This is a genomic window from Streptomyces scopuliridis RB72 (assembly GCF_000718095.1).
GTDB classification, from domain to species: domain Bacteria; phylum Actinomycetota; class Actinomycetes; order Streptomycetales; family Streptomycetaceae; genus Streptomyces; species Streptomyces scopuliridis.
The window spans coordinates 33,541-57,879 of the sequence record NZ_JOEI01000010.1 but is presented as its reverse complement, the minus strand read 5'-3'; the positions used below and the strand labels follow the sequence as shown (position 1 = coordinate 57,879).

The 24,339-nt window shown below is 70.6% G+C and carries 24 protein-coding genes; 9 read left to right on the top strand and 15 right to left on the bottom strand.

Annotated elements, in window-relative coordinates; genetic code table 11:
* Positions 1-11: 11 nt before the first annotated feature.
* The 3 genes from IF11_RS0114955 to IF11_RS36615 form a co-directional block, all read right to left on the bottom strand.
* The gene (locus tag IF11_RS0114955) at positions 12-1,232 is read right to left on the bottom strand and encodes a cysteine desulfurase-like protein (protein WP_030352073.1); all 1,221 of its coding nucleotides are present in this window, start codon (positions 1,230-1,232) and stop codon (positions 12-14) included.
* Between the two features lie 100 nt (positions 1,233-1,332).
* Positions 1,333-1,836 carry an O-acetyl-ADP-ribose deacetylase gene (locus tag IF11_RS0114950; protein ID WP_030352072.1) on the bottom strand — a complete coding sequence of 168 codons (504 nt, stop codon included), beginning with the start codon at positions 1,834-1,836 and terminating at the stop codon, positions 1,333-1,335.
* 44 nt (positions 1,837-1,880) lie between these two features.
* Positions 1,881-2,354 carry a hypothetical protein gene (locus IF11_RS36615; RefSeq protein ID WP_051745927.1) on the bottom strand — a complete coding sequence of 158 codons (474 nt, stop codon included), beginning with the start codon at positions 2,352-2,354 and terminating at the stop codon, positions 1,881-1,883.
* Between the two features lie 200 nt (positions 2,355-2,554).
* On the opposite strand from IF11_RS36615, the gene IF11_RS41595 reads away from it, so the two are divergent.
* Complete coding sequence (locus tag IF11_RS41595) at positions 2,555-2,791, top strand: CGNR zinc finger domain-containing protein (RefSeq protein ID WP_206300657.1); 237 nt, start codon at positions 2,555-2,557, stop codon at positions 2,789-2,791.
* A 28-nt stretch (positions 2,792-2,819) separates the two neighbouring features.
* Here IF11_RS41595 and IF11_RS0114935 read toward each other — a convergent pair whose 3' ends face one another.
* From IF11_RS0114935 to IF11_RS0114920, 4 genes are all read right to left on the bottom strand, one after another.
* Positions 2,820-3,635 (bottom strand): ATP-grasp domain-containing protein, encoded by an 816-nt coding sequence (locus IF11_RS0114935; RefSeq protein ID WP_030352069.1) that lies wholly within the window; start codon positions 3,633-3,635, stop codon positions 2,820-2,822.
* Positions 3,632-4,594 carry an ATP-grasp domain-containing protein gene (locus tag IF11_RS0114930; RefSeq protein ID WP_037727790.1) on the bottom strand — a complete coding sequence of 321 codons (963 nt, stop codon included), beginning with the start codon at positions 4,592-4,594 and terminating at the stop codon, positions 3,632-3,634. Before IF11_RS0114930 ends, IF11_RS0114935 begins: the two co-directional genes overlap by 4 nt.
* Before the next feature lie 153 nt (positions 4,595-4,747).
* A complete protein-coding gene (locus IF11_RS0114925) occupies positions 4,748-5,221 on the bottom strand; it encodes a hypothetical protein (protein WP_030352067.1) in 474 nt (157 codons plus the stop codon).
* Positions 5,221-5,838 (bottom strand): hypothetical protein, encoded by a 618-nt coding sequence (locus tag IF11_RS0114920; protein WP_030352066.1) that lies wholly within the window; start codon positions 5,836-5,838, stop codon positions 5,221-5,223. Before IF11_RS0114920 ends, IF11_RS0114925 begins: the two co-directional genes overlap by 1 nt.
* A 145-nt stretch (positions 5,839-5,983) precedes the next feature.
* On the opposite strand from IF11_RS0114920, the gene IF11_RS0114915 reads away from it, so the two are divergent.
* The 6 genes from IF11_RS0114915 to IF11_RS0114890 all read left to right on the top strand — a co-directional run bounded on the left by IF11_RS0114915 (position 5,984) and on the right by IF11_RS0114890 (position 13,331).
* Entirely contained in the window at positions 5,984-6,556 is a 573-nt protein-coding gene (locus IF11_RS0114915; RefSeq protein ID WP_063759165.1) for a winged helix-turn-helix transcriptional regulator, read from the top strand.
* Positions 6,553-7,749 carry a thiolase family protein gene (locus tag IF11_RS0114910; protein ID WP_030352064.1) on the top strand — a complete coding sequence of 399 codons (1,197 nt, stop codon included), beginning with the start codon at positions 6,553-6,555 and terminating at the stop codon, positions 7,747-7,749. The genes IF11_RS0114915 and IF11_RS0114910 overlap by 4 nt, the downstream gene beginning before the upstream one ends.
* Positions 7,750-7,881: 132 nt before the next feature.
* Positions 7,882-9,540 (top strand): NAD(P)/FAD-dependent oxidoreductase, encoded by a 1,659-nt coding sequence (locus IF11_RS0114905; RefSeq protein WP_030352063.1) that lies wholly within the window; start codon positions 7,882-7,884, stop codon positions 9,538-9,540.
* 14 nt (positions 9,541-9,554) lie between these two features.
* Positions 9,555-11,015 (top strand): ATP-binding protein, encoded by a 1,461-nt coding sequence (locus IF11_RS0114900; protein WP_030352062.1) that lies wholly within the window; start codon positions 9,555-9,557, stop codon positions 11,013-11,015.
* Positions 11,016-11,141: 126 nt separating this feature from the next.
* Positions 11,142-12,110 (top strand): pectate lyase family protein, encoded by a 969-nt coding sequence (locus IF11_RS0114895; RefSeq protein ID WP_051745923.1) that lies wholly within the window; start codon positions 11,142-11,144, stop codon positions 12,108-12,110.
* Between the two features lie 222 nt (positions 12,111-12,332).
* Positions 12,333-13,331, top strand: coding sequence for an alpha/beta fold hydrolase (locus IF11_RS0114890; RefSeq protein WP_030352060.1), 999 nt, complete (start codon positions 12,333-12,335; stop codon positions 13,329-13,331).
* A 15-nt stretch (positions 13,332-13,346) separates the two neighbouring features.
* Here the strand turns inward: IF11_RS0114890 and IF11_RS41590 are convergent, their stop codons facing one another.
* From IF11_RS41590 to IF11_RS0114870, 4 genes are all read right to left on the bottom strand, one after another.
* Positions 13,347-14,036, bottom strand: a complete 690-nt coding sequence (locus tag IF11_RS41590) for a hypothetical protein (protein WP_051745921.1) — start codon at positions 14,034-14,036, stop codon at positions 13,347-13,349.
* 5 nt (positions 14,037-14,041) lie between these two features.
* Positions 14,042-14,635: a sigma-70 family RNA polymerase sigma factor gene (locus IF11_RS0114880; RefSeq protein WP_051745920.1), complete on the bottom strand. Its 594-nt coding sequence runs from the start codon at positions 14,633-14,635 to the stop codon at positions 14,042-14,044.
* On the bottom strand, positions 14,632-14,844 hold the full coding sequence (locus tag IF11_RS0114875) for a hypothetical protein (RefSeq protein WP_030352057.1): 213 nt from the start codon (positions 14,842-14,844) through the stop codon (positions 14,632-14,634). The genes IF11_RS0114880 and IF11_RS0114875 overlap by 4 nt, the downstream gene beginning before the upstream one ends.
* A 345-nt stretch (positions 14,845-15,189) precedes the next feature.
* Positions 15,190-16,026: an AfsR/SARP family transcriptional regulator gene (locus IF11_RS0114870; protein WP_030352056.1), complete on the bottom strand. Its 837-nt coding sequence runs from the start codon at positions 16,024-16,026 to the stop codon at positions 15,190-15,192.
* A 264-nt stretch (positions 16,027-16,290) separates the two neighbouring features.
* On the opposite strand from IF11_RS0114870, the gene IF11_RS0114865 reads away from it, so the two are divergent.
* Both IF11_RS0114865 and IF11_RS0114860 read left to right on the top strand, forming a co-directional pair.
* Positions 16,291-17,286 carry a ScbA/BarX family gamma-butyrolactone biosynthesis protein gene (locus IF11_RS0114865; RefSeq protein WP_037727788.1) on the top strand — a complete coding sequence of 332 codons (996 nt, stop codon included), beginning with the start codon at positions 16,291-16,293 and terminating at the stop codon, positions 17,284-17,286.
* 208 nt (positions 17,287-17,494) lie between these two features.
* Complete coding sequence (locus IF11_RS0114860) at positions 17,495-18,181, top strand: ScbR family autoregulator-binding transcription factor (RefSeq protein WP_030352054.1); 687 nt, start codon at positions 17,495-17,497, stop codon at positions 18,179-18,181.
* A gap of 27 nt (positions 18,182-18,208) precedes the next feature.
* On the opposite strand, the gene IF11_RS0114855 is transcribed toward IF11_RS0114860, so the two are convergent.
* From IF11_RS0114855 to IF11_RS0114840, 4 genes are all read right to left on the bottom strand, one after another.
* Positions 18,209-19,819, bottom strand: a complete 1,611-nt coding sequence (locus IF11_RS0114855; RefSeq protein WP_240627680.1) for an FAD-dependent monooxygenase — start codon at positions 19,817-19,819, stop codon at positions 18,209-18,211.
* Between the two features lie 295 nt (positions 19,820-20,114).
* Complete coding sequence (locus tag IF11_RS36610) at positions 20,115-20,516, bottom strand: MmcQ/YjbR family DNA-binding protein (protein ID WP_051745918.1); 402 nt, start codon at positions 20,514-20,516, stop codon at positions 20,115-20,117.
* Between the two features lie 35 nt (positions 20,517-20,551).
* Entirely contained in the window at positions 20,552-22,141 is a 1,590-nt protein-coding gene (locus IF11_RS0114845; RefSeq protein WP_030352051.1) for a glycoside hydrolase family 53 protein, read from the bottom strand.
* Between the two features lie 30 nt (positions 22,142-22,171).
* Positions 22,172-24,193 (bottom strand): beta-galactosidase, encoded by a 2,022-nt coding sequence (locus tag IF11_RS0114840; protein ID WP_030352050.1) that lies wholly within the window; start codon positions 24,191-24,193, stop codon positions 22,172-22,174.
* Positions 24,194-24,339 lie beyond the last annotated feature (146 nt).

Below are 24,339 nucleotides of genomic sequence, written 5' to 3'. Positions count from 1 at the left end.
CGCGCAGCCACTCACTGGCGTTCCTTCGTACACGCCAGCTCCGCGACAGCCGCCAGCAGACGGTACACGTCCGAGCGGTCGTTGTAGTGCACCAGCCCGGCCCGTACCGCGCCACCGGTGTCCCGCAGCCCCAACGCGCCGGCCAGTTCCCAGGCGTAGCAGTGCCCGTCCCAGACATTCACCCCGCGGGCGGCCAACCGCTCGGAGACCTCTCTCGGTGTGCGGCCCGCCACCCGGAAGTAGGCGGTCGCGGTCCGGTGCGCGGGCTCGCCGTAGAGCGTGACGCCGGGAAGTTCGGCCAGCCCCCGCCGCATCACGGCGAACAGCTCCCGCTCGGACGACTCCACGGCGGACATCGACCGGAGCAGCCGCTCGCGCCGGTCTCCCGAACCGGGGCCGGCCAGGGCTGCCAGATGGTCGACGGCGGCCGTGACCCCGGCCAGGTCCGCGAAGGGCGCCGTGCCTGTCTCGAACCGGGACGGCACGGCGACCGGCGAACAGACCAGCTTGTCCGGGCTCAGCGACTCCAGCAGCCGCGGGTCCGCGGCCACCGCGCCGATATGCGGACCGGACCACTTGTAGGCGCTCGTCGCGTAGAAGTCCGCGCCCAGCGCCGTGACATCGACGGGGCCGTGCGGGGTGGCGTGGACCCCGTCCACATATGTCAGGGCGCCGACCGCGTGCGCCTTGGCGGTGATGGCCGCGACATCGGGGCGGGTGCCGAGGATGTTGCTGGCCGCCGTCACCGCCACCAGGCGGGTACGGTCGCCGAGCAGCGTGTCGTACTGCTCCACCGGCAGTTCGCCGGTCGCCGGGTCGACCTCGGCCCACCGTACGACCACGCCCGCGCGGGCCGCCGCCTGGAGCCACGGCCGGATGTTCGCGTCGTGGTCGAGCCGGGAGACCACGATCTCGTCACCGCGCCGCCAGGTCGAGCCGAGAGCCTGGGAGAAGCGGTAGATGAGCGACGTGGTGTTGGGGCCCAGGACAATGCCCTCGGGGACCCCGCCGACCAGATCGGCGACCGCCCGGCGGCAGTCGGAGACGATCTCCCCCGCGCGCCGACTGGCCGCGAACGAGCCGCCCACATTGCCGATCCCGGACCGGTACGCGGCCGTGATCGCGTCGATGACGGTGGTCGGCACCTGCGTGCCGGCCGCGCCGTCGAGATAGGCCGTTCCGTCGTCGAGTGCGGGATAGGACGCGCGTACCGCTGCCACGTCGAACGTCATTGCCGTCGGCTCCTCTCGCTGATGACTCGTGCCGGCCCCAGCCTGGCGTGGACCGGACCGTACGGGAAGTGCCGGATCCGGTTCCGGGGGCGGCGGCCCGCTATTCCGCGAGAGCGGCTGTCAGCAGAGCGTGTGTCCCTCGGTCGAACGCGACGAGCCGGATCAGCTCGACGGAGGTTGGCGTGGATCCGACGGTGGCGACGGCGATCCGCGCCGCCCGCTCCGCCGGAAACCCGTACACACCGGTGGAGATGGCCGGAATGGCGAGGGTCCTGACGCCCAGTTCGTCGGCGACCTCAAGGCAGCGGCGATAGCAGGAGGCGAGGGTCTCGGCCTCGCCGTGTTGTCCGCCCCTCCAGACCGGACCGACGGTATGGATCACATGCGTGACCGGTGGGTCGAGGTCGAAGGCGGGGGTCGCCATCGCGTCGCCCGGCCGGCACGGCCCGATCGCGGCGCCCGCCTCGGCCAGCCGCCGCCCGGCCGCCCGGTGGATCGCGCCGTCCACGCCGCCTCCGCCCATCAGCGACTGATTCGCCGCGTTGACGATGGCGTCCACGTCCTGGCGCGTGATGTCACCCTGTACGACCTCGATCAGTGCCATGCGCCCGATGATGCCAGCCGACCCGGCGCATTCCCCGCACAGCGCTACCGCGACGTGGGCTCGGGGCCGGCCCAGAAGGTGTCCAAGGGGTGCGGAGTGGCGGCGGCGATCAGCCGGCGGGCCGTGATGTGGGCCTTGTCCTCGGCCTTCTCGACGCTGCCCACGGCGTGTCCGGCGATCGCTCCCTCGTAGACCAGCAGAAGTTGGTCCACGAGCAGGCAGGGATCGGGCGCACCCGTCGCCTCGGCGAGCTCCAGCATCCTGGCGCGCAGCGCCCGCTTGTGTGCCGCGGTCACGGAGCGGGCCGGGTGCTGCGGGTCGGCCAGCTCGACCATCGCGTTGACGAGCGCGCAGCTGCGGAAGCCCGGCGAGGAGGCCGCCCACGACCGCAGGGCGTCGAAGACGGCGAGCAGCCGGGCGCGCGGATCGTCGCCCGCGTTGTCGACGCACTGGTCGAGCGTCAGCTGCCAGCGGACGTGGCGTCCGTCGAGGTAGGCCAGGAAGGGAGCGGTGTCCATGGTGTTCTCCTCAGCGGTGTTTCGGGGAGATCCGCGCCATTCTTGAGGCCGACGCCGAGGAGCATGTCGTCGAGGCCGCGAGCGCGCTGGTCAGGCGGGGCGGCATCGGTCCGTCCCTGTACCGCGACGCCGAGGACCCCTGGCAGTGGTACGTCGCGACCTCACCGGACACGTCCGTCGCCGACGAGCTGGCCGTTCTCATGGGCACCGGACTGCTGGGCGCCCTGCGGACCTTGAGCCATGACCGGTTCCGCCGCTGCGCCTCGCCGGTCTGCGAGGGGATGTTCGTCGACACCAGCAAGGCCGGGCGCCGTCGTTACTGCATGCCCGAGGTGTGCGGCAACCGGCTGAACGTCGCCAGCCACCGTGCCCGCCGGCTGGAGAGCGCCCGCCGCCGTCCGGACTCGCGGGGCGCAGGCGATACGGACAGCGGGTGAGGCGCTGATCACGCCGACGGTCCTGGTGTTACGGCCGCCGGGCCGCCCGGAGCGCCAGCGCCGCGAGGGCTTCCGGGGCGCCCTTCTGGCCGCGTATTCCGGGAAACGCGTTGATGTCCACGATCAGCGGGGTGCCGTCGCCCGCGTCGATCACATCGACGCCGTACACCTCCAGCGCGAATACGGCACCGACCGTGCGCACCAAGTCCTGCCAGCCGCGGGGCAGGTCGCCGAGTTCGAGGGGGAGCGTCGGGCCCCGCCCTTCCTCGGCCAATTCAGAGCGGCGCAGGGCGGCGAAGACCCGGCCATCGATCACCCAGAGCTTGTGGTCCCAGCCTCTGTTCGCGGTGAACTCCTGGACCACTACGGGCTCCTGGGCCCAGGTGGAGCGCAGTCCGCGCAGTTGCGCGGCGTTGTCGACCCGGGTGACGAGGTCGTGGCGTCGGCTGTGCCGGCTCTTGACCACCAGCGGATACGGCAGGTCCCGCTCGTCGGCGAGTCCTGCCAGGCTCGCCACGGTCCGGGTGGCCGCGAACGGCAGCCCGGCGCGCCGGGCCAGGCCGGCCATCTCCGTACGGTCCTGGCACAGCGCGGTCGCCGCCGCCGAGTTCAGCACCGGGGCCCCGCGCTCCTCGAAGGATCTGGCCAGGGCCAGCGCCCGCGGTGTCCGTGCCTTCAGCAGATAGACGTCGGCGAGCGGGCCCGGAACGGCCGTACCCTCTTGCGCGCCGTCGCCCTCTGACTCCGGGTCGATCGACTCCACCTGGTGGCGGGGGGTCAGCAGCGCGGTCGTGGCGGCGAGCACCGGGTGATCGGGCCGGGGCGTGATCAGGCCGATCCTCATCCGGCCTCACCCGCTGTCGCGGGTATCCGGAACGGAACCCCGGCGGACGTCAGGAGCGAAACGGGCTCCGGTACCGACACCGGAGCCGACTCGGACACCGGCTCCGGCAGCGGGAACGGGCCAACTGCCGCCGCGCCAGGGGCAGTGCCTCCCGTACGCGCCAGCTCAAGCACCGCACGCGCGACGCGCGCCACCGCGTCCGGCACGCGCCGGAAGCTCGGGAAATCGTTCACATCGACGATGACCGGACCGTCCGGGCCCAGCAGCACATCCACGCCGAACAGATCGAGCCCGTAGACCTCACCGGCCTCGGCGACCGTCCTCGCCACCTCCGCCGGCAACGGCACGGACCGCTCCCGCTGAGGCTGCCCGGGATGAAGCGGTGAGGACCGTTCCGTCGCGAACAGTTCGCCACCCACCCCGTACACCTTCAGATCGACGCCCGAGTTGGGTATGTACGGCTGGGCTATCAGCATCCCCTCCCCCGACAGCCCGGCGCTCACCGCCGCCAGCCGGTCCGGCGACCGCACCAGCCGCACCCCCCTTCCCGAACTCCCCTCGGCGGGCTTGACCACCAACGGAAACGCCGCCGCGGGAAGCTCCGCCAGCAACTCGGGGCGCGCGACGGCGTATGTCTCGGGAACCGGAAGTCCCCGGCCGCGGCCGACCACCGCCGCCGCCACCTTGTCCCGTACGCCACGGATCGACCGCGCGTCGTTCACCGTCGTCAGCCCGACCGCCGCGGCGGCCTCCAGCAACGCCAGTCCCGGGCCCCCGGACACCGTCTTCAGTACCCACGCGTCATGCCCGCCCGCGCGTACGACCTCGGACAACCGCAGCAGTGACGTGCCCGGCCGCACCACGTCCACCCGGTGCCCCCACGCACCGAGCTGACGGATCACCTCCACCGGCATGCCGTCGAACCGGTACTGCTCCTCCACCACAAAACAGAACCTCATCGACCCTCCCCCGCAACCCCCGGACATCAACGGACAGCTGACATCTCGGAGCCATGTCCTGCCCCCACCGTAACCGGGCCTCTCACCAGCCCCACGAGCCCCATCTGTCGCCCGACCGCCCGGTACGGGGAACGGCTCCCTCCGCGCCCGGGGTCAGGCGGGGAGGAAGCCGTTCAGGTAGTGCGCGAGCAGATTGTGGCGGCGGCCGGCAGTGGCGAGGCGTTGGGCGACCCAGTGGAGGAAGTCGTCCTCCAGGGCGTCGATCGCGTCGTAGGACGGGTCGAACGGCTCCGGGACCGGCGCCGTATAGAGAAGGTCGAGAGCGATGCCGTGCGGGCCGGTGACCGTGAAGCGCCGGGTGCCGTCCGGTGATCCGGAGTGCCGGACCGTCACCGAGGCGCAGTCCCAGCGGCGGTCACCGTACTGGAACCACAGCGTTCCGGCCTCGGCGAAGAGGGCCGCGGCTTCGCGGTCCTCCCGCGCCGGGCCGGGATGTTGAGGCATCTGTAGCCGCACGAAGCCGTGGCAGCGGCCGGAGGCGGGCGAGACTTCGCCCGACCGGAGGTCCAGCGCCCATACCCGGTCGTGCCGGTCGTAGTCCTGGAGGAGAACTATGTGAGAGCTCATCAGTTGTGCGGCTCCAGGCCGAGTTCACGGTCGACTTCGGGGCTGGTCCGGGTCGCGGCGTCGATGACCTCGGCCCAGCTGCCGTACTTGGCGTACAGCTGATCCGCCGTCGGCCCCAGGGGGTTGCCGTACTTCTTCATGTTGCGCTCCTCCAGGAGCCTGACCGCTTCCGGGGACATTCCGGCGCGGGTGATGTCCTTGGCGTCATTGCGCATGTCCACCATCACCCTGGCGATGTCCTCGTCGGACGCGCCCGCCGCGCGCATCTCGTCCGCCACCTGCCGCATCCGGTCCAGGAGGTGGTGGTACTGGATCCGGACCTCGCGCGCTTCTTCGCGCTCCTCCGGGGTCATCTCCCGGATCCGGCACACCACCGGATCCGTGCTGGTGCACGGCGCGAACGCGGGTGCGCGGTCGGGGGCGGCCACGGAAGCGACCGGCGCGTGGAGGGGGTGAGGCGCTCCGGCCGCCAGGGCGGCGGGAGCGGAGAAGAGGGCCGCGCTCAGCGTCGCGAGGACGGTGAGGAGCAGGAGAACGGAGAGGCGCCGACGCGGGGGCCTTGGCACTGACGCCGTCGCGGGAGCGGGGGCCGGTGCGGAGAGGAAAGATCCTGGCATGGCGGCATTTTCGCGGAACCCGGCGCGCCGGATGTGGAGGCGCGCGCGTCGCCTGCCGGGTCGCATCGCCGGGGCTGCCGGCGCCGCCGCGGCGGCGAACATTATCTGACTACACATAGGTGTAGCCAGGGAGTAGCCTGGAGCCATGACGTCCGAGATGTCCGAAGCGGTGGCGCTGACCGGTCTCCTGGCCGGCCGGGAACGAGAGGGCAGTGATGGATGGTGCCCCCTGGAACGGGCACTGGGTGTCGTTGGGACCCGGTCGGCGATGCTCCTCGTACGCGAGGGGTTCTACGGCGGCCGGCGGTTCGACGAACTGGCGCGCCGCGCCGGAATCACGGAGACCGTGACGGCCAATAGGCTGCGCGCACTCGTCGACATCGGCGTCTTCGCACGCGTCCCCTATCGGGAGGCGGGACAGCGCACCCGGCACGAGTACGTCCTCACCGACATGGGGCGCGCGCTCTTTCCCGTCCTCGCCTCGTTGATGAACTGGGGCGACTCCTATCTGGCGGACGCGAGCGGTGGCATCACCTGGACGCACACCGGCTGCGGCGCCGAGGTCGCACCGCGCGTGCGGTGCGCGGAAGGCCATGACGTCGCCATCGGCGAGACGTCCGCCGTCGCCACGATCACCACACGGCGCCCGGGCCAGGGGCCCGACCGGAACCCGGCCGGGGGCGGAGCGCGGCAGGAAGAACGGCAGGGAGAGTCATGAACGAAGCTGTCATCGTTGACGCGGTCCGCACTCCCCTGGGGAAGGGCAAGCCGGGCGGCGTCCTGTCCGGCCTGCACCCCGTGGACCTGCACGCCCACGCGCTTCGCGCTCTGATCGACCGTACGGGCATCGATCCCGGGCTGATCGACGACGTGATCAGCGGGGCGGTCGGCCAGATCGGGCCGCAGAGCATGAACACCGCCCGCTGGGCGGCGCTCGCGGCCGGACTTCCGGAGTCCGTTCCCGCGGTCACGGTCGACCGGCAGTGCGGCAGCAGCCAGCAGGCCGTCCACTTCGCCGCTCAGGGAGTGATCAGCGGGGCGTACGACGTCGTCGTCGCGTCCGGTGTCGAGTCCATGAGCCGCGTCCCCATCGGCAGCCAGACCGCCGGCCAGGATCCCTTCGGTGCCGCCGTCGCCGAGCGCTATCCGGAAGGGCTCGTCCCGCAGGGCATCAGCGCCGAGCTCATCGCGGCCCGCTGGGGACTTTCCCGTACGCGGCTGGACGCCTTCGCCGCCGAGAGCCATCGACGCGCGGCGGCCGCCTGGAGCGCGGGCCTGTTCGACGCGGAGGTGGCGCCGGTCAAGACCACGGGCGTCGACGGCGCGCCGGTCGAGGCGACCCGCGACGAATCGGTCCGCCCGGGCACCACCACGGAGGTGCTGAGCGCGCTCCGACCGGCCTTCCGCAGTGAGTACTGGGCCGAGCGGTTCCCGTCGATCGGCTGGCAGGTCACCGCCGGTAACTCGTCGCCGATCAACGACGGGGCAGCCGCCGTGCTGATCACCAGCGCAGAGATCGCCGCCCGCCTGGGGCTGCGCCCGCGCGCCCGGCTCCACACCTTCGCGGTCACCGGTGACGACCCCGTCCTGATGCTGACCGGCATCATCCCGGCCACCGAGAAGGCGCTGCGCCGTTCCGGCCTCTCCCTGGACGACATCGACGCCTTCGAGGTCAATGAGGCGTTCACCAGCGTCGTCCTGGCCTGGCTGGCCGAGACCGGTGCCGATCCGCGCAAGGTGAATGTGAACGGCGGCGCCACGGCGATCGGCCATCCGCTCGGGGCGAGCGGGGCGCGGCTGATGACGACGCTGCTCTCCGTCCTGGAACAGACCGGCGGGCGGTTCGGCCTCCAGACGATGTGCGAGGCCGGAGGGCTGGCGAACGCCACGATCATCGAGCGGCTCGGCTGAGCGGCACGCGCGTACGGGACGGCGCTGTGGGGCCGCCGTGCATCCGCGGGCAGTGCGTCTGGAGGCGGAGCGGGCGGGCGCTCGTAGACTGATTGTCTGAAGGCCGTTTCGTCCTCAGGCGATGGTGATGGCATGGCGAACCCGACGATCTTGACCGTCGATGACGATCCAGCGGTCTCCAGAGCGGTCGCCCGCGATATCCGGCGCAGGTACGGCGATCAGTACCGGGTCGTACGCGCCGTCTCCGGGGCGGAGGCGCTGGAGGCGCTGCGCGAGATCAAGCTGCGCGGCGAACGGCTCGCGGTGATGCTCGCCGACTACCGGATGCCGCAGATGAACGGCATCGAGTTCCTCGAAGCGGCTATGGACCTCTTCCCGCTGGCGCGGCGGGTGCTGCTGACCGCGTACGCGGATACGGGCGCGGCCATTGACGCGATCAATGTCGTTGATCTGGATCACTACCTCCTCAAGCCGTGGAACCCGCCGGAGGAGCATCTGTACCCGGTGATCGACGAACTGCTGGACGTCTGGGCGACCACCCCGGATCCGGGGATCACCGAAACCCGGGTGGTGGGGCACCGCTGGTCCGCTCCGTCCTTCGCCGTACGCGACTTCCTCGCCCGCAATCTGGTGCCGTACCGCTGGCTGCCCGCCGACGAGCCCGAGGGCTCCCGGCTGCTGGCCGCCGCCGGAGTGGCCCCCAGCGATGTGCCGCTCGTGGTCACCGCCGACGGCACGTCGCTGGTGGCACCGGCCGAGAAGGAGCTCGCCGCGCATGTCGGACTGAGCACCACCCCCACCTCGGACTTCTACGATCTCGTGGTGGTCGGCGGCGGACCGGCCGGGCTCGGCGCCGCTGTGTACGGCGCGTCCGAGGGGCTGCGTACGGTGCTGGTCGAGCGCGAGGCGACCGGCGGGCAGGCGGGCCAGAGCAGCAGGATCGAGAACTACCTCGGGTTCCCCGACGGCGTCTCCGGGGCCCAGCTGACCGACCGGGCCCGCCGCCAGGCGCTGAAGTTCGGCGCCGAGATCCTCAGTGCCCGCGAGGTCGTCGGGCTGGAGGCGGCCGGATCGGGCCGGGTGGTGCGGTTCGGGCAGGGCAGCGCCATCACCGCCCATACGGTGGTGCTCGCCACCGGCGTCTCGTACCGCCGGCTGGCGACCTCCAGCCTGGACGAGTTCACGGGGACGGGTGTCTTCTACGGGTCCACCGTCACCGAGGCGTCCACCTGCTCGGGCGAGGAGGTCTACCTGGTGGGCGGCGCCAACTCGGCGGGGCAGGCGGCCGTGTATCTCTCCCGCTACGCGCGGCGGGTGCATCTGCTGATCAGGGGCGCCGATCTGACCAGCTCGATGTCCAGCTATCTGATCGATCAGATCAACGGCGTCGACCATATCGTCGTCCACCCCTGGACCGAGGCGGTCGGCGGGAAGGGCGACGGCCACTTGCAGCAGCTCACGCTGCGGGACGTCCGGTCGGGGGCGACGGACTCGGTCGACGCGTCCTGGCTGTTCGTCTTCATCGGCGCCGAGCCGCGTACGGAGTGGCTGGAGGGCGTGGTCGAGCGGGACGAGCGGGGGTTTGTGATCACCGGCCCCGATCTGGTGGCCGACGGGCGGCGGCCGGCCAACTGGCCACTGCCGCGCGACCCGTACCACCTGGAGTCCAGCGTGCCGGGGGTGTTCGCGGCCGGTGATGTCCGTGCCGCGTCGCTCAAACGTGTCGCCTCCGCCGTCGGTGACGGCGCGATGGCCATTTCCCTGGTCCACCGCTACTTGGAGTCACAGTGAGCGCTTCGAACCGTATGACGCCGGCGGAACTACGCACCCTGTTCCTGTTCGAGGCGCTCGACGAGAACCAGCTGGCCTGGCTGTCGGAGCGCGGGAGAGTGGAGCAGCGGACGGGCGGAAGCGCCGTCTATAACGAGGGTGAGCCGGCCACCTGCTTCTTCGTGCTGCTCAGCGGTGCCGTGACGCTCAGCCGACGGCTGCACGGCGACGACATCGAGGTCACCAGGACCGACCAGCGCGGTGTCTACAGCGGGGCGACGCAGGCGTATCTCGGTGACCGCGTCGACCAGGTCTATCCGAACACTCTGCGGGCCGTCAGCGACGCGGAGTTCTTCGTGCTGCCGGCCGATGAGTTCGCCTCAGCTATACGCTCCTGGTTCCCGATGGCGCTCCATCTGCTGGAGGGGCTCTTCTTCGGGTCGCGCGCGGCGGACACGATCCTGGGCGAACGGGAGCGGTTGGTCGCGCTGGGTGCGCTGTCCGCCGGTCTCACCCATGAACTCAACAATCCGGCCGCGGCGGCGGTACGGGCCACCGAGGCGCTGCGCGAGCGGGTGGCCGGTATGCGGCACAAACTCGCCCTGATCGCGGACGGCCGGCTGGACGGCACCCGGCTGCGCGGGCTGGTGGAGATCCAGGACGCGGCGGTCAAGCAGGCCGCGGCGGCAACCCCCCTGTCGGCGCTGGACGCCTCGGACGCCGAGGACGAACTCACGGACTGGCTCGATGAGCACGGAGTGGCCAACCCTTGGGATATCGCGCCCGTCCTGGTCTCCGGGGGCGTCAATGTGCCCTGGCTGGCGACGGCCGCCGAGGCGGTGGGCGAGGACCATCTGGACTCGGCGGTGCGCTGGCTCGCGTACACCATCGACACCGAACTGCTGATGGGGGAGATCGATGACGCCGTGACCCGGGTCTCGGACCTGGTCGGGGCGGCCAAGCAGTACTCCCAGCTGGACCGGGCGCCCCATCAGGTCGTGGATGTGCACGCGCTGCTTGACGCCACGCTGACGATGATGCGGGCGAAGATCCCCGCCGGGATCCGGGTGGTGAAGGAGTACGACCGTACGCTGCCGCCGGTCCCGGCGTTCGGCGCCGAGCTGAACCAGGTGTGGACGAATCTGATCGACAACGCGGTCGACGCCATGGACGGCGAGGGCACGCTCACGCTGGGTACGAGGAGGGAGGGCGACCGGCTGTTCGTGGAGGTGACGGACACCGGGGGCGGTATTCCCCCTGAGGTCAGGCCACGGATCTTCGAGCCGTTCTTCTCCACGAAGTCGGTGGGCGAGGGGACCGGCCTGGGCCTGGACATCTCCTACCGCATCGTCGTCAACAAGCACCATGGCGACATCAGGGTGGACTCGCGGCCGGGCCATACTCGGTTCCAGGTGTGCCTGCCGATCACTCCGGTCGACGACTCGGCCGACCCGGCCGATTCCGCGGACGCGGCCGGCTCCGCTGCCGGGGGCTGACCTCCGCCGGTTACCGCCCTTGTCCCTCCGACCGGCAACCTTTCCTTCCTCGACGGCGACAAGAAGGCGAACGCCCGGGCGCCCGGCGCCCGTTCCCCCTCCTTGCCCTCGAAGGGACACACCCGCATGTCCACGATCATCAGCCGGCGCCGCCTGGCGGCCCTGTTCGCCTCCACCGTCGCCGTCGCCGCCCTGGGCGCGATACCGCAGCAGTCCGCCGTCGCGGCGGAGAGCGCGCCCATCGGCTTCGGTGCGGGCACCACCGGCGGCGGCAACGCGACGCCCGTCACGGTCAGCACGCTCGCCGCGTTCACGTCCGCCGTCGCGAATGACTCCGCGAAGGTCGTCCGGGTCTCCGGGCTGATCACGCTCAGCGGCCAGGTCGACATCGGCTCCAACACCACGGTGCTGGGGGTGGGTTCGGCGTCCGGCTTCACGGGTGGCGGGCTGCGTATCAAGGAATCGACCAACGTCATCATCCGTAATCTCCGGATCAGCAAGCCCGTCGCACCCGCGGACGGCGTCACCGTACAGAAGTCCACGAAGGTGTGGATCGATCACAACGCCTTCTCGGCGGACCGCGACCACGACAAGGACTACTACGACGGGCTACTGGACATCTCGCACGCGTCCGACCATGTCACGGTGTCCTGGAACACCTTCAAGGACCACTTCAAGGGCTCGCTCGTCGGACACAGCGACAACAACAGCGGTGAGGACACCGGGCACTTGCGCGTCACGTACCACCACAACCAGTTCAGCAACGTCTACTCGCGCATCCCGAGTCTCCGCTTCGGCACCGGCCACTTCTACGACAACTACGTCCAGGGTGCCGACACCGCCTGCCACTCCCGGATGGGGGCGCAGATGCTGGTCGAGAACAATGTCTTCCGCGACACGAAGGTCGCGGTGACCACGAACCGCAGCAGCGATGTGGACGGCTACGCGGTGCTGCGCGGAAACGACCTCGGGGGCGCCGCCACCGAGGTCTCCCAGACGGGCTCCTTCACCACGCCGCCGTACAGCTACACGGCCGAACCGGCGTCGAGCGTCGTCGCCTCTGTCACGGCGGGTGCGGGGACCGGGAAGATCTGACACACGCCGGCGCCGGGGCTTCTGCTGCGTGCGGCGTCCGCGGGCACACCGTAGAGAACGTCGCCGAGCCGGTTTGCCGAGTCGGCAAAAGTACTTGCCCGGGGTGTGGCCGCGGCGACATGGTCGGGGCGGCGGTGCTCGTCACGGCGGGGCGCTGACTGACAGCCGACCCGCCGTGGTACGCCGTCGCACGACCGACGCAGGACAGCTCAAGGAGGACGCATGACTCAGCCCGCTCAGGTACCGGACGCGACCCACCGGTCGGTGGATGTTCCGGGCGGCCGGATCCATTTGGTGGAGCAGGGCACCGGTCCCCTGGTCCTGCTGGTCCATGGGTTCCCGGAGTCGTGGTACTCCTGGCGCCACCAGCTGCCGGTGCTCGCCGCGGCCGGGTTCCGGGCGGTGGCCATCGATGTCCGGGGCTACGGGCGCTCCTCGAAGCCCCGCGACATCGAGGCGTACCGGATGCTCGCCCATGTCGCCGACAACGTCGGTGTCGTGCGGGCGCTCGGTGAGGAGACCGCGGTCGTCGTCGGCCATGACTGGGGCTCGACCATCGCCGCCAACACGGCGCTGCTCAGGCCCGATGTCTTCACCGCCGTGGGGCTGCTCAGCGTTCCCTACGCGCCCCGCAACGGTTTCCGGCCGACGGACGCCTTCGCCATGATGGGCGGCCCCGAAGAGTTCTATGTGAGCTACTTCCAGCGGCCCGGCCGGGCGGAGGCGGAGATCGAGCGCGACGTCCGCGGCTGGCTGGCGGGGTTCTACGGCGTGCTGTCGGGCGACGCGGTTCCCCCGGCCGACGGCGGTGACCCGCACTTCGTCCCGCCGGGCGGGAAGCTTTCGGACCGCTTCCCCGACGCCTCCCTGCCCTCGTGGCTCGGCGAGGCCGATCTTGACGTCTACGCGCACGAGTTCGAGCGGACGGGGCTGACCGGCGCACTCAACCGCTACCGCAACATGGACCGGGACTGGGAGGATCTCGCCGCGTGGGACGGGGCGCCGATCACTCAGCCGTCGCTGTTCATCGGCGGTGCGCTCGACGCGTCCACAACCTGGCTGGCCGACGCGATCAAGGCGTACCCCACCACGCTCCCCGGTCTGGTCTCCTCGCACATCCTCGACGGCTGCGGGCACTGGGTGCAGCAGGAGCGGGCCGACGAGGTCAACCGGCTGCTGACCGACTGGCTGCGCTCCCTGCCGGGTCGGGCTCGGCCCTGACGGGGACGACCACGCTCACAACGCGTCGGCGAGTTCCCCGATCTGCTCCGCGAGATGCGGGTCGGGGTGGGGAACGCTGCCGAACTCCTCGTCCTCCTCGATCGTCAGACGCTGTACGGCCGCGCGCAGCGCGGGGCTGGGCGGGCGCCGGTGGTGTGTGGTGGGATAGCAGACGCTGAGCCGCCCCGCCGGGAGCGCCACGAGCCCGGAGTCGAGATCGGCGGCCTGATCCGCCCAGTGCGCGGCGTCGCGTCGCTCACCTCTGCCGAGGTGGAGGAGATAGAGGCAGTAGGCGGCCGTGGGGTTGCCCGCGCCGGCCGCGAACTGCCACCAGAACTGGGCGCCTTCGTGCCATCCGGCCAGATTCAGCAGGCAGGCGAAGTGCAGCGCGCCGTCGGGGTCGATTCGGCGGGAGTTGGCGAGCCTGGCCAGCTGCCCGGCCGCGTCGATGCCGTGCAGCGCCTCGGCCGACAGGGCGTGCAGATCCTTGCCCGCCTGATCGTGGACGGTCGGGAAGAAGCCGGCCGGAGCCGCCGGGTCGGGACGGGCGATACCGGCGCTACGGGCGACGGGGCTGTCGAACATGAGGGTGTCGGCGACATCACGGGCGATCTGTGCCTTGGAGGCGGCGAGGTCGTACTCGGCGAACGCGTCGGGGATCACAGCGTCTTCCAGGACTTCGTCGATGCCGCGCGGGGGCTGCATGGGGTTCACTCCTTCTCCTTGCCGGCGTCCGCGTACAGGGGCAGACCGAGTTTCTGGGCGATACGCCGTTTGGCCAGCCGCCGATGGGAACGGACGGTGTCGCGCTCCACGCCCATGATGCGGGCGACCCGGTACGAGGGGTAGCCCAGTACGTACAGCAGCACGATCACGTCGTACTGCCGCTCGGGCAGCGAGGCGATGGCGGTGTAGAGGCCGAGCGAGGTCTCCATCACCTCGAACTTGCACCGCACCGACTCCAGCACCGCGCGGGCGGTGCGCTGGAACGCGGCGGTCTCCACCAGCTGGGGGTCCAGGCCGGCCAGCCGCAGATGGGTGTCCACCCGCGCCTTCAGCAGCGCCCACGCGTACGCCTCCGGGCTCTCCGCCCGCATGACGCGCTCCCAGTTGAGGGCCAGATGGGAGAAGCAGCGGCGTACCACCGCGACGGCGGCGGCCTTGTCGCCGAGCATGGCGTGGGCGTAGTTCAGATACGCCTTGACATACAGATCGTGGAAGGCTTCCAGGGCGGGCGGCAGGGTGTACCGCACCTCGGCCAGATATTCGCCGTGGTCGTCCGGCGACGGGAGATCGGTGTTCACGGCTGGGCCTCCTCGTCATGGGCGGCGGGCGTGAGCACTTCGGTCCGGGGAGCACGGGGAGCACCGCGGTGGTGGTCCTCTATCAGCGCGGCGGCTCCCACCCGCACCCCGGCGCGCAGCAGACGCCGCGTCAGGTAGCGCAGGTCCGAGGCGAAGACGCGCACGGCGGTGGCGAGCACCAGCAGGGCGAAGACGTCGTTGGGCGTCACGGCATGTCCTTCTTCTACTGAGCAGCACCCTCGAACCCCCGCTGGTGCTGGAGGACTTCGATGTCCTCAAGAAGCAGCTTTTCGGACCGGGGTGGTCAAACGTGCAACGCGACACCCAAGAAAAAATACGGAAAGCGATCGTCCCCTTACATGCAGGCACCATCTCATCCGCCCCATGCGCCACACCGCGTGAGCGGTCGAACACCGTCAGGCAGGCTCCGACCTGCGTCGACGCGACGGCGCGGACCGAGCCGCCGCCAATCACTCCCGCGTCGACTTCAATCCACAATCGATCCGAATGTGGCGCAGATCACTCAGTTGTGGCGCACTACCTGGCACGTACTCTCAGCCGACGTGGGCGAGGTGCTCGCCGGGGGTCTCGGGAGCGGCCGTGACCTCGGGGGCGGAGACCAGGATCGAATGCTGAAGCCGACGCAGCGCGCCGGAGGGCTCCAGGCCCAACTCCCGTACGAGGGTGGCGCGCAGGCGCTGGTAGACATCCAGCGCCTCGCCGCGGCGCCCTGAACGGTGGAGCGCCAGCATGAACTGGCCGTGCAGATTCTCATGACTGGGGAACCGGCCGACGAGCACGGTGAGTTCGGCGAGCAGTTCCCGGTGGCGGCCGAGCCGCAGATCGGCCTCGATGCGCTGGTCGAGCGCGCAGAGCCGGCTCTCCTCCAGACGTCTGGCCTCCATGTCCAGCTGCGCACCGCCCTGCACACCGGCGAAGGCCGCCCCGGTCCAGAGGGCGAGCGCCGCACGCAACTGCCGTGCCGCGTCCGGGAAATCACCGGCGTCCATCGCCCGGTACCCCATCCCGGCGAGCCGGTCGAACTCACGGACATCGCTGGTGCCGCCACCGCTGTTCAGGAGATAGCCGCCCGGCAGCGTGACCAACACGTCCTTGGCGGTGCGCCGTTCGCCCTCCCCCGAAGCCTCCGCGTCACGTTCCAGGGCCGTCGCGATGAGCGCGCGCAGTTGCAGCACATACGTCTGGAGAGTGGTGCGGGCACTGCGCGGCGGCTCCCCCGCCCACAACTCCTCGATCAGCGCGGCCACGGGCACCACCCGGTCGGCGTGCAGCGCCAGCAGTGCCAGGACCTGCCGGGGCTTGGGGGCGGTGGGCGTGATCGAGATTCCGTTCTCCCGTGCGGCCAGCGTGCCCAGTACGTCGATGTCCACGCCGTCTCCCCTGCGGATGCGAATGAGACCAGTGCTGAGACCAGTGCGCCCGGCGCGTCCGGAAGCCCCTCAAGGGCGCGCTTGCCGACGCTCGTCGATTCAAAATCAGCACCGACCCTTTGTCAATATGAAACCGTCCGTGCTGTTTTTTATGGGGCAATCCGGCGACGGATCAGGGCCTAGAAATGAAACCGGCTGGTATGTATCTTCACTCGGCGAGGGTGCACCCATCACCCCTCGCCGCCGCGCCTCTGTGGAGGACATATGTCCGCGAGCACATTCCAGGTGAAGCACGGACCCATCAGCCACCTCCCCGAAGGGGACGGAAGGGCCTCGGCCATCGGGCGGGCACTGTCCCGTTTTCCCTCCCTCACCACGACCGTTCCGAAGGAGTTCGTCCATCGCGCCGCCGTGGCCGAGGTCCTGCTCACCGGCTGGGAGCGAAGAGACGACACCCGCTTCGGAGTGACCGCGCAGTGGCCCCGCGGCCACAGCTTCTTCGCCCCGATCGACGGTACGCATTACGATCCCCTGCTGGCGACGGAAACAATCCGGCAGGTCGGTTCTCTTCTGGCGCACGCCGAGTTCGATGTCCCGCTCACCCATCAGTTCCTCATGCGGGACCTCGCGTTCACGGTCCGGCCCGAGCACCTGCGCATCAGCGGCGCTCCCGCCGGACTCGACATCGACATCACGTGCACCGAGGTGCGGTGGCGCGGGAAAAAGCTGGCGGGGCTGCGGTACGAGGCCGTGCTGAGCCGTGACGGAGAGATCGCCGCCACGGGCAGCGCCTCCTACACCTGCACCACTCCCGAGGTCTACCGCCGCCTCCGCGGCGACCGCACACGCTGTGACGACCGGCCCCAACTCCCCCTCACCGCACCGGTCTCGCCGCGGAGTGTGGGACGGATGTCGCCCGCGGATGTGGTCCTCTCCCCCACCGACGCGCCGCACCAGTGGCAGCTGAGAGTGGACACCCGCCATCCCACACTCTTCGACCACCCCGTCGACCACATACCGGGCATGGTCCTCATCGAGGCCGCCCGCCAGGGCGCGGCCTCCGCCCTGGCCACCTCGCCCCTTCTGCCCACCGGCATCCACAGCGAGTTCACGCGCTACGCCGAGCTGGACAGCCCCTGCCTGATCGAAGCGCACCACATCGCTTCCGGCGACGCGCGCACGGTCCTGGTCACCGGCCACCAGAACGGCTTACCCGTCTTCACCTCCACCGTGATGACCGCACCGCTTCCGGGTCACTGACGTCGTCCCCCGAGGCGCCGGCCGGTCCCTCTCCCCCACGTCGCTCTCCGCGTCACAGGGCCCGGCCAGGGCTCGGTCAGGACCCGCCGTACAGCCCGCCGCGTTTCCGGCCCGACCTCCCGCGAACCACGCTCTGTAAGATACGGACTCGACGGTTTGTTTCACACTGTCGAACAGTTTATGAACCCTGTGCGTGGGAGGTGGAGGCATGGCCAGACAGGACCGCGCCATCCGTACCCGTCAGACCATCCTGACAGCGGCGGCGAAGGTATTCGAAGAACGCGGATACCAGGCAGCCACCATCACGGAGATCCTCACCACCGCGGGCATGACCAAGGGCGCGCTCTACTTCCATTTCCCGTCCAAGGAAGACCTCGCTCTCGGCGTACTGAGCGAACAGGACCAGCGGCTGACGGTCCCCGCGCGCGCCTGCAAGATCCAGGAAGCCGTCGATGTCATCACACTCCACGCCCACCGGCTCCAGACCAACCCCATGGTCCGCGCCGGGGTGCGACTCTCCCTCGACCAGCAGGCACACGGACTCGACCGCACCGGCCCCTTTCTCAACTGGAGCCGTGTCATTGGCGGGTTGCTGGAGAAGGCACGGGAACAGGGCGAGCTGCTCCCCCATGTGAAGCCCGCCGAGACGGCCGATGTCATCGTGGGCTCCTTCGCCGGCATCCAGGCCATGTCCCAGGCGCTCACCGGCTATCAGGATCTCAACAACCGTGTCTCCGCGTGGCTGCGCCATCTGCTGCCCAATATCGCTCTCTCCTCCGTCCTCACCTCCGTGGATCTGACCACCCAGCGGGGCGGGGCCGTCATCGCGGAGATCGAGGACGACACGGAGGACCCTCCACGCCCGGCCACCGAACGGGAACCGGCCACCGGCTGACGGAGTACGGCCGTCCGACGCGGGCGCTCACCTCGGCCCGCCGAACCAGTCGCGCAGCGCCTCGCCCAGACCCGCACCGTCCGCAGCCGCGCCGCTCGGAGCACCGTCCGAAGCAGCGCCCGGAGCACCGTCGTCCGGGGACCAGGCGACATAGCCGTCGGGGCGTACCAGCAAGGCGTCGCAGGGCAGCGCCGGTACGGGCTCGGCCCGCACCACCCGGAGGACATGGGCCCAGCCGCGGGCCTCGGCCGCGTACGGAAGGCCCCGCTCGCCGAACAGCAGAAGCAGCGGCCGGCCGCCGCGCAGCAGCCCGATCACCTCCGCCGGGCCCGCCTCCGTCACCAGCGCGGTGTTCCACAGGAACCGTCCCTCCCACCGCGAGGAACGGCCCGGCCTGGGCGCGACCACTGTGTCCTGCCCGCTGATCATGTCGCTGAGATGCCGAGCCCCGTCCTTGCCTCCGTCCCCGCTGTCTCCCTCCTTCTCCTCGTCGCCCGTGAGCAGCCCGGCGAACAACGCGCGCAGCGGGTCGAGTTCGGGGCCGGGACGCATCAGGGCGACCTGGACGCGGGTGTTGTCGATGACCCGGCGGGCGGCGGGCCCGCGTTCGTGGTGATACGTGTCGAGCAGACCGGCGCCCGCGGTGCCCCGCACGGTGAACGCCAGCTTCCAGCCCAGGTTGAGCGCGTCCAGCAGACCGGTGCTCAGGCCCTGTCCGCCGATGGGGAAGTGCACATGCGCCGCGTCACCGACGAGCAGCACCCGCCCGGCGCGGTATCTGTCCGCCAGCCGCGCGAAGTCACTGAACCGGCTCAGCCGGCTCGGGGCCGCCATCTCCACGTCGTATCCGGCGATCCACGACACCCGATCGCGCAACTCGGCCGGCGTGACCGGGGTGTTGCGGTCGCCGGGCCCGCCCGTCCAGTCGAGCGTACGGACCAGAGTGCGCCCGTCCGCCATGGTCTTGGTGACGATCCAGCCTCGGCGGGTACGGTGCCAGCCGAGCGGCGGGATCCGCTCCCCCGTGAAGCGGACCAGCCCCATCAGCGCGGACACCGTCGCGGGGCGAGTCTCCGCCGGGATGCCCGCCCATGTACGGACCGCGCCGTGTGAACCGTCGGCTCCCACCAGGTACGCGGCGCGGAACACCCGTACGCCTTCCGGTCCTTCGGCCATGACCTCCACGCCCTCGGGGCTCTGCCGCACCCCGGTCACCCGGTGCTCACGTAATACCCGCACCCCGACCGCTCGGGCCCCCGCCTCGAAGGACCGCTCCAGAGCCGCCTGGGATTCCTTCAGGAGAGGCTCGGGTTCGGACGCGGGGGCGGTGATACGGAGCCCCGGCAGGCCGGCGAAATGGAACGGCCGCGAGACGGTGCCGTCCGCCGCCGCGTCGGGCGCCGGAAAGTAGCCGCGCCGCGCCAGGGACTGCACCGTCCGCGCGTGCACGGTGGTGGCCCTGGGCCGGTCCGATGTGGCGGCACGGACTTCGAGGACCACGGTGTCGATGCCGTACGCCCCCAACTCGGCGGCGAGCAGCATGCCGACCGGTCCGCCCCCGACGACCACGACCTGCGCGTCTTCCGCGTTTCCCGCGTCTTTCGCGTCTTCCGCGACCGATATCCCGGACTTCTCCACCCCGGCCCCCTCTACCCCGTCGATCCCGTCCGTCCCACGGATCGGAACCTACGTCCCGGGCCCCACCGGCATCAATACCGCCCGCCGCTCGGCCGAATGGGTGAATTCACCCCCGTGTCGGCCGGTCTGTCCGTCGAACTTCACCACTGAGCGGCGATCGCGGGCTATGGTTTTCTCAGTTCGCGGGTACGAATCCCGCCGCCGGCCCCGGCCGACGTGATCGAGCAGCACGACGCCCCCTCCGACGGAGGGGGCGTTCTTGTTGTGCGGCGTTGTGCGGCCCAGCCTGTGTGACTCAGTCCTTCTCGGTCCCGGTCCCGGTGTCCGTTCCCGTACCGGGTTCCGGGGTGGGGAACGCTTCCACGAGACGGTCCGGCGCGGCCTGCCTCCAGGAGTCCACGAGGATGTCGCGCAGCTCGTCCAGATCCTCCAGCGCGCTCAGCCGTACCCGCACCCACGCGGAACTCGCCTCGTGCGGCGGCACCCAGAACTTCTCCGGCTCGGCCGCGATCAGCTCCGTCCGCTCGTACCGGGGGCAGCGTACGGCGAACGACGTCTGATCGTCCGGGACCGTGACGAACATCTTCCCGGCGACACGGAACGTGGGCATGCTCCACGCCTCCTTCTCCACTGTCTGTGGGAGGGACAGCGCGATACGGCGGACTTCCTCGGCATCAATCACGGTCACGGCCACCATGGTAGATGCCGTCCGGCGCTCGGCCCCCGCCGGTTCTACCGGTGTGCGAACCACCCCGCGGCGGGCAGCAGTCGCGTGTCGTATCCGAAGAGCGCCTGGTTCTCCCACGCGTTGCCCGAGGAGGGGTCCTGGGGGTCCCAGCCGCTCCCGTTCACCGCGGTCCAGGCCGGCTCCCAGTAGACGACGCCCAGACCACGACCACCCGGGACCGCCTCGACGACGTTCATGACATCGCGCAGATTGGCCGCCTGGCCGGCCGGAGTCGCCGGATAGCCGGCCGGCAGCTGGCTCGTGGAGGACACGTTGTTCTCCAGGAAGTCACCGTTGGCGAGTGTGTGGGCGTAGGCAGTCTCGGCCACGAGCACCGGCTTCCCGTACCGCGCGGCCACATCGTCCAGATTGGCCTGAAGGCCGGAGAGCGGGCCGTGCCAGTAGCCGTAGTACGACAGCGCGATGACATCGAACGGCACCTGGCGCGCGACCGCCTGGTCGAACCACCAGCGGGTGCCCGCGTTGTCACCGCCCTTGGCCAGATGCAGGGCGACCTGGGTGGTGGAGGAGACGGCCTTCGCCGCCTGGGCCCCGGAGGTGAGCAGTCCGGCGAGCTGGGTCCAGTTGTCGGTGGAGCCCTCCGGCCACAGCATGCCGCCGTTGATCTCGTTGCCGATCTGCACCATGTCGGCGGTGGTGCCCTGGGCCTTGAGGGCGTTCAGCACATCGAAGGTGTGGTCGTAGACGTCGGTGCGCAACTGGCTGTACGTGTGGGAGGCCCAGGCGGCCGGCTTGTTCTGCTGCCCCGGGTCGGCCCAGCGGTCCGAGTAGTGGAAGTCGATCAGGAGCTTCATGCCCTCGGCCTTGGCCCGCTTCGCCATCGCCAGGATCCGTGCCTTGTTGTTGTAGCCGTCGGCCGGGTTCACCCAGACCTTGAGCCGTACGTAGTTCATCCCCGACCCGCGCAGGATCCGCAGGGCGTCCGCGCTCGTGCCGTCGGCGGCGCGGTAGGTGGCGCCGAACGCCTCGTTCTTCGCGAGCGTCGAGAGGTCGCCGCCCTTGACGGCCAGACCCGTGGCGCCGGACGTGAAGGTGAGATCGTCGAAGTTGGCCCACTCCCCCGCGTGGGCGTCGGAGTTGAGGCTGACGGTGCAGTTCCCGCCGCTCACCCGTACCGAGGTGACGATACGGATCCACTCGCCGTTCGGCGTGGGCGGCAGGTCGGTGCGCTGTTCGGCGCCGCCGCAGTTGCGCAGGGCGATATAGGCGGCGCTCTGGCCGCCGCTGGAGCGGACCCGGGCGCTGAGTGTGTACGTACCAGCGGCCAGTCCCGTCAGATACTGATACGTCTCGATCTTGTAGGCCGAGGCCGACCAGTGGGTGAGCCGGCGGCTGCCGCTGTAGCCGCCGTTCTCGCTGAAGGAGGCGGTGTTCTGGCCGGTGGCCGAGTAAGTGCTCCAGCCGGCCGGGGTGGTGGTGCCGGTGGGGTCGGCCTCGAATCCGGCGTTGCCGAGGCTGTCGGCGGCGTGTGCCCGCTGGGCGGGCAGGACGGTGAGGAGCAGGGCGCCCAGCACGCAGAGCGCGGCGGCGGCGCGTGGCGAGCGCCAGGTCCAGGTGCGAGGTGCGAGGTGCATCGTCGATGTCCCTTCGATGGGTGACGGGGCTCAGTCGTCGAGCTTCACGACACGTACCGCTCCGGCGGGCAGGCCGAGCCGGCCCGCCGCCCTTTCGCCGGTGAGGAGTTCGGTGCCGTGCGCGGGCAGTGGCACCTTGGTGTCCGTGCCGGTGTGGTTGACGGCGAAGAGGTAGTCGCCGCCCTCGCCGGTGCGGCGTACGACCTCGATGTCGCGCGGCAGGCCGGTGCGCGGCGCGATGCCCGCGTCCTCGGCGGCGGCGTCGAGGATCGTGTCGAGCGCGCCGGAGTCCAGCCGCGTGGAGACGTACCAGGCCGTACCCCGGCCCAGCCGGTGCCGGGTGATGGCGGGACGCCCCGCGGCGAGCCCGTCGGCGTAGGTCCAGACGGTCTCGGCGCCGCGCGGGACCACGAACTCGCTCCAGACGTCACCGGTCAGCTCCGCGCCGTCGGCCGCGGTGAGCCGGACCCGTTCGCCCTCGCCGAGGGGCGAGAACTCCTCGACGGTGAGGCCGAGGACCTCGCGCAGGACGCCGGGATGGGCGCCGGGGTGGACGGCGTCGTGCTGGTCGACGATTCCGGAGAAGTACGAGACGACGAGCGTGCCGCCGTTCTCGACGTACGTACGGAGGTTGCGTCCCGTGGCCTCGCCGGCGAGATAGAGGGCGGGCACCACGACGAGGGGGTAGCCCGACAGATCGGCTTCCGGGTGGGCGAAGTCGACGGTGAGATGGCGGTCGTAGAGCGCCTCGTAGAAGGTGTCGGCCCGTTCGCGGGCGTCGTGGTCCTCGCTCGGGCGCCATTCGAGGCGCTGCGCCCACCAGGACTGCCAGTCCCAGACCAGGGCGGCGTCGGCTGCCGTCCTCGTACCGCGTACCGTCGCCAGGCCCCCCAGCGCGGCGCCGAGTCCGACGACCTCGCGCCAGACGCGGCTGTCGGTGCCCGCGTGCGGCAGCATCGAGGAGTGGAACTTCTCGGCGCCGCGCCGGGACTGGCGCCACTGGAAGAACATCGCGCCGTCGGAGCCCCGGGCCACATGGGCGAGGCTGTTCCTGGCCATCTGGCCGGGCGCCTTGGCCGGGTTGCGCGGCTGCCAGTTGACGCCGCTGGTGGAGTGTTCGAGCAGCAGCCAGGGGGCGCCGCCCGCCACGGAGCGGGTGAGGTCTGCGGCCATGGCGAGGTTCACATGGGTCCGCCGGCCGTCGGTGATGAGGTAGTGGTCGTTGGTGACGAGGTCGACCTCGCGTCCCCAGGCCCAGTAGTCGACGGAGTCGCACTGGCTGAGCGCGGTCATGAAGTTGGTGGTGACGGGGATGCCCGGGGAGTGCCGGTGCAGCAGGTCGCGCTCCCGTACGAAGTTCTCCCGCATGGTGGCGTCGGCGAAGCGGGCGTAGTCGAGGCGCTGGGCGGGGTTGCAGACGGTGGGGGTGGCGCGGGGCGGTTCGATCTCGTCGAACGAGCCGTAGCGCTGGCCCCAGAAGGCGGTCCCCCACGCCTCGTTGACGGCGTCGACCGTGGAGTACGTGGCGCCGAGCCAGCGGCGGAAGTGGACCGCGCAGTTCTCGCAGTAGCAGGCGCTGACAGGGACGCCGTACTCGTTGTGGACGTGCCAGAGCGCCAGCGCGGGATGGCTGCCGTAGCGGCGGGCGAGTTGTTCGGTGATGGCCGCGGCGGCGGCGCGGTACGCCGGTGAGCTGTGGCAGATCGCGCCGCGTGAGCCGAACGCGTACCGCGTGCCCTCCCGGCTGACGGGGAGCGCGTCGGGGTGGGCGCGGTAGAACCAGGCGGGCGGGGCGACGGTGGGGGTGGCCAGGTCGATACGGATGCCGTGTTCATGCAGGAGGCCGATGATCCGGTCGAGCCAGTCGAAGTCGTAGCGGCCGGGCTCGGGCTCCAGCAGGGCCCAGGAGAAGATGCCGAGACTCACCAGGTTGACGCCGGCCTCGCGCATGAGGCGGACGTCCTCCTGCCAGACCTCCTCCGGCCACTGTTCGGGGTTGTAGTCCCCGCCGAACGCGAGCCCTTCGAGACCCTCGGGTGCGGTGTCCGGCATGGAAATGCCTCCTGTGCTGCGTGCGCTGAGGAACGCAGGTGTGGGAACGGGTTGTGGGAACGTGCACACACATGGGCGGCGACGCAGATCCAACATAACCGCACAGGAACAACCATTGACAAGTGTCCGGGACGTTTCTCTACTGT

Bases quoted from the DNA above. Each gene is read 5' to 3' on its own strand.
- IF11_RS0114955 (WP_030352073.1), bottom strand. From the start codon at position 1,232: ATGACGTTCGACGTGGCAGCGGTACGCGCGTCCTATCCCGCACTCGAC.
- IF11_RS0114950 (WP_030352072.1), bottom strand. From the start codon at position 1,836: ATGGCACTGATCGAGGTCGTACAGGGTGACATCACGCGCCAGGACGTG.
- IF11_RS36615 (WP_051745927.1), bottom strand. From the start codon at position 2,354: ATGGACACCGCTCCCTTCCTGGCCTACCTCGACGGACGCCACGTCCGC.
- IF11_RS41595 (WP_206300657.1), top strand. From the start codon at position 2,555: ATGGGCACCGGACTGCTGGGCGCCCTGCGGACCTTGAGCCATGACCGG.
- IF11_RS0114935 (WP_030352069.1), bottom strand. From the start codon at position 3,635: ATGAGGATCGGCCTGATCACGCCCCGGCCCGATCACCCGGTGCTCGCC.
- IF11_RS0114930 (WP_037727790.1), bottom strand. From the start codon at position 4,594: ATGAGGTTCTGTTTTGTGGTGGAGGAGCAGTACCGGTTCGACGGCATG.
- IF11_RS0114925 (WP_030352067.1), bottom strand. From the start codon at position 5,221: ATGAGCTCTCACATAGTTCTCCTCCAGGACTACGACCGGCACGACCGG.
- IF11_RS0114920 (WP_030352066.1), bottom strand. From the start codon at position 5,838: ATGCCAGGATCTTTCCTCTCCGCACCGGCCCCCGCTCCCGCGACGGCG.
- IF11_RS0114915 (WP_063759165.1), top strand. From the start codon at position 5,984: ATGACGTCCGAGATGTCCGAAGCGGTGGCGCTGACCGGTCTCCTGGCC.
- IF11_RS0114910 (WP_030352064.1), top strand. From the start codon at position 6,553: ATGAACGAAGCTGTCATCGTTGACGCGGTCCGCACTCCCCTGGGGAAG.
- IF11_RS0114905 (WP_030352063.1), top strand. From the start codon at position 7,882: ATGGCGAACCCGACGATCTTGACCGTCGATGACGATCCAGCGGTCTCC.
- IF11_RS0114900 (WP_030352062.1), top strand. From the start codon at position 9,555: ATGACGCCGGCGGAACTACGCACCCTGTTCCTGTTCGAGGCGCTCGAC.
- IF11_RS0114895 (WP_051745923.1), top strand. From the start codon at position 11,142: ATGTCCACGATCATCAGCCGGCGCCGCCTGGCGGCCCTGTTCGCCTCC.
- IF11_RS0114890 (WP_030352060.1), top strand. From the start codon at position 12,333: ATGACTCAGCCCGCTCAGGTACCGGACGCGACCCACCGGTCGGTGGAT.
- IF11_RS41590 (WP_051745921.1), bottom strand. From the start codon at position 14,036: ATGCAGCCCCCGCGCGGCATCGACGAAGTCCTGGAAGACGCTGTGATC.
- IF11_RS0114865 (WP_037727788.1), top strand. From the start codon at position 16,291: ATGTCCGCGAGCACATTCCAGGTGAAGCACGGACCCATCAGCCACCTC.
- IF11_RS0114860 (WP_030352054.1), top strand. From the start codon at position 17,495: ATGGCCAGACAGGACCGCGCCATCCGTACCCGTCAGACCATCCTGACA.
- IF11_RS36610 (WP_051745918.1), bottom strand. From the start codon at position 20,516: ATGGTGGCCGTGACCGTGATTGATGCCGAGGAAGTCCGCCGTATCGCG.
- IF11_RS0114845 (WP_030352051.1), bottom strand. From the start codon at position 22,141: ATGCACCTCGCACCTCGCACCTGGACCTGGCGCTCGCCACGCGCCGCC.
- IF11_RS0114840 (WP_030352050.1), bottom strand. From the start codon at position 24,193: ATGCCGGACACCGCACCCGAGGGTCTCGAAGGGCTCGCGTTCGGCGGG.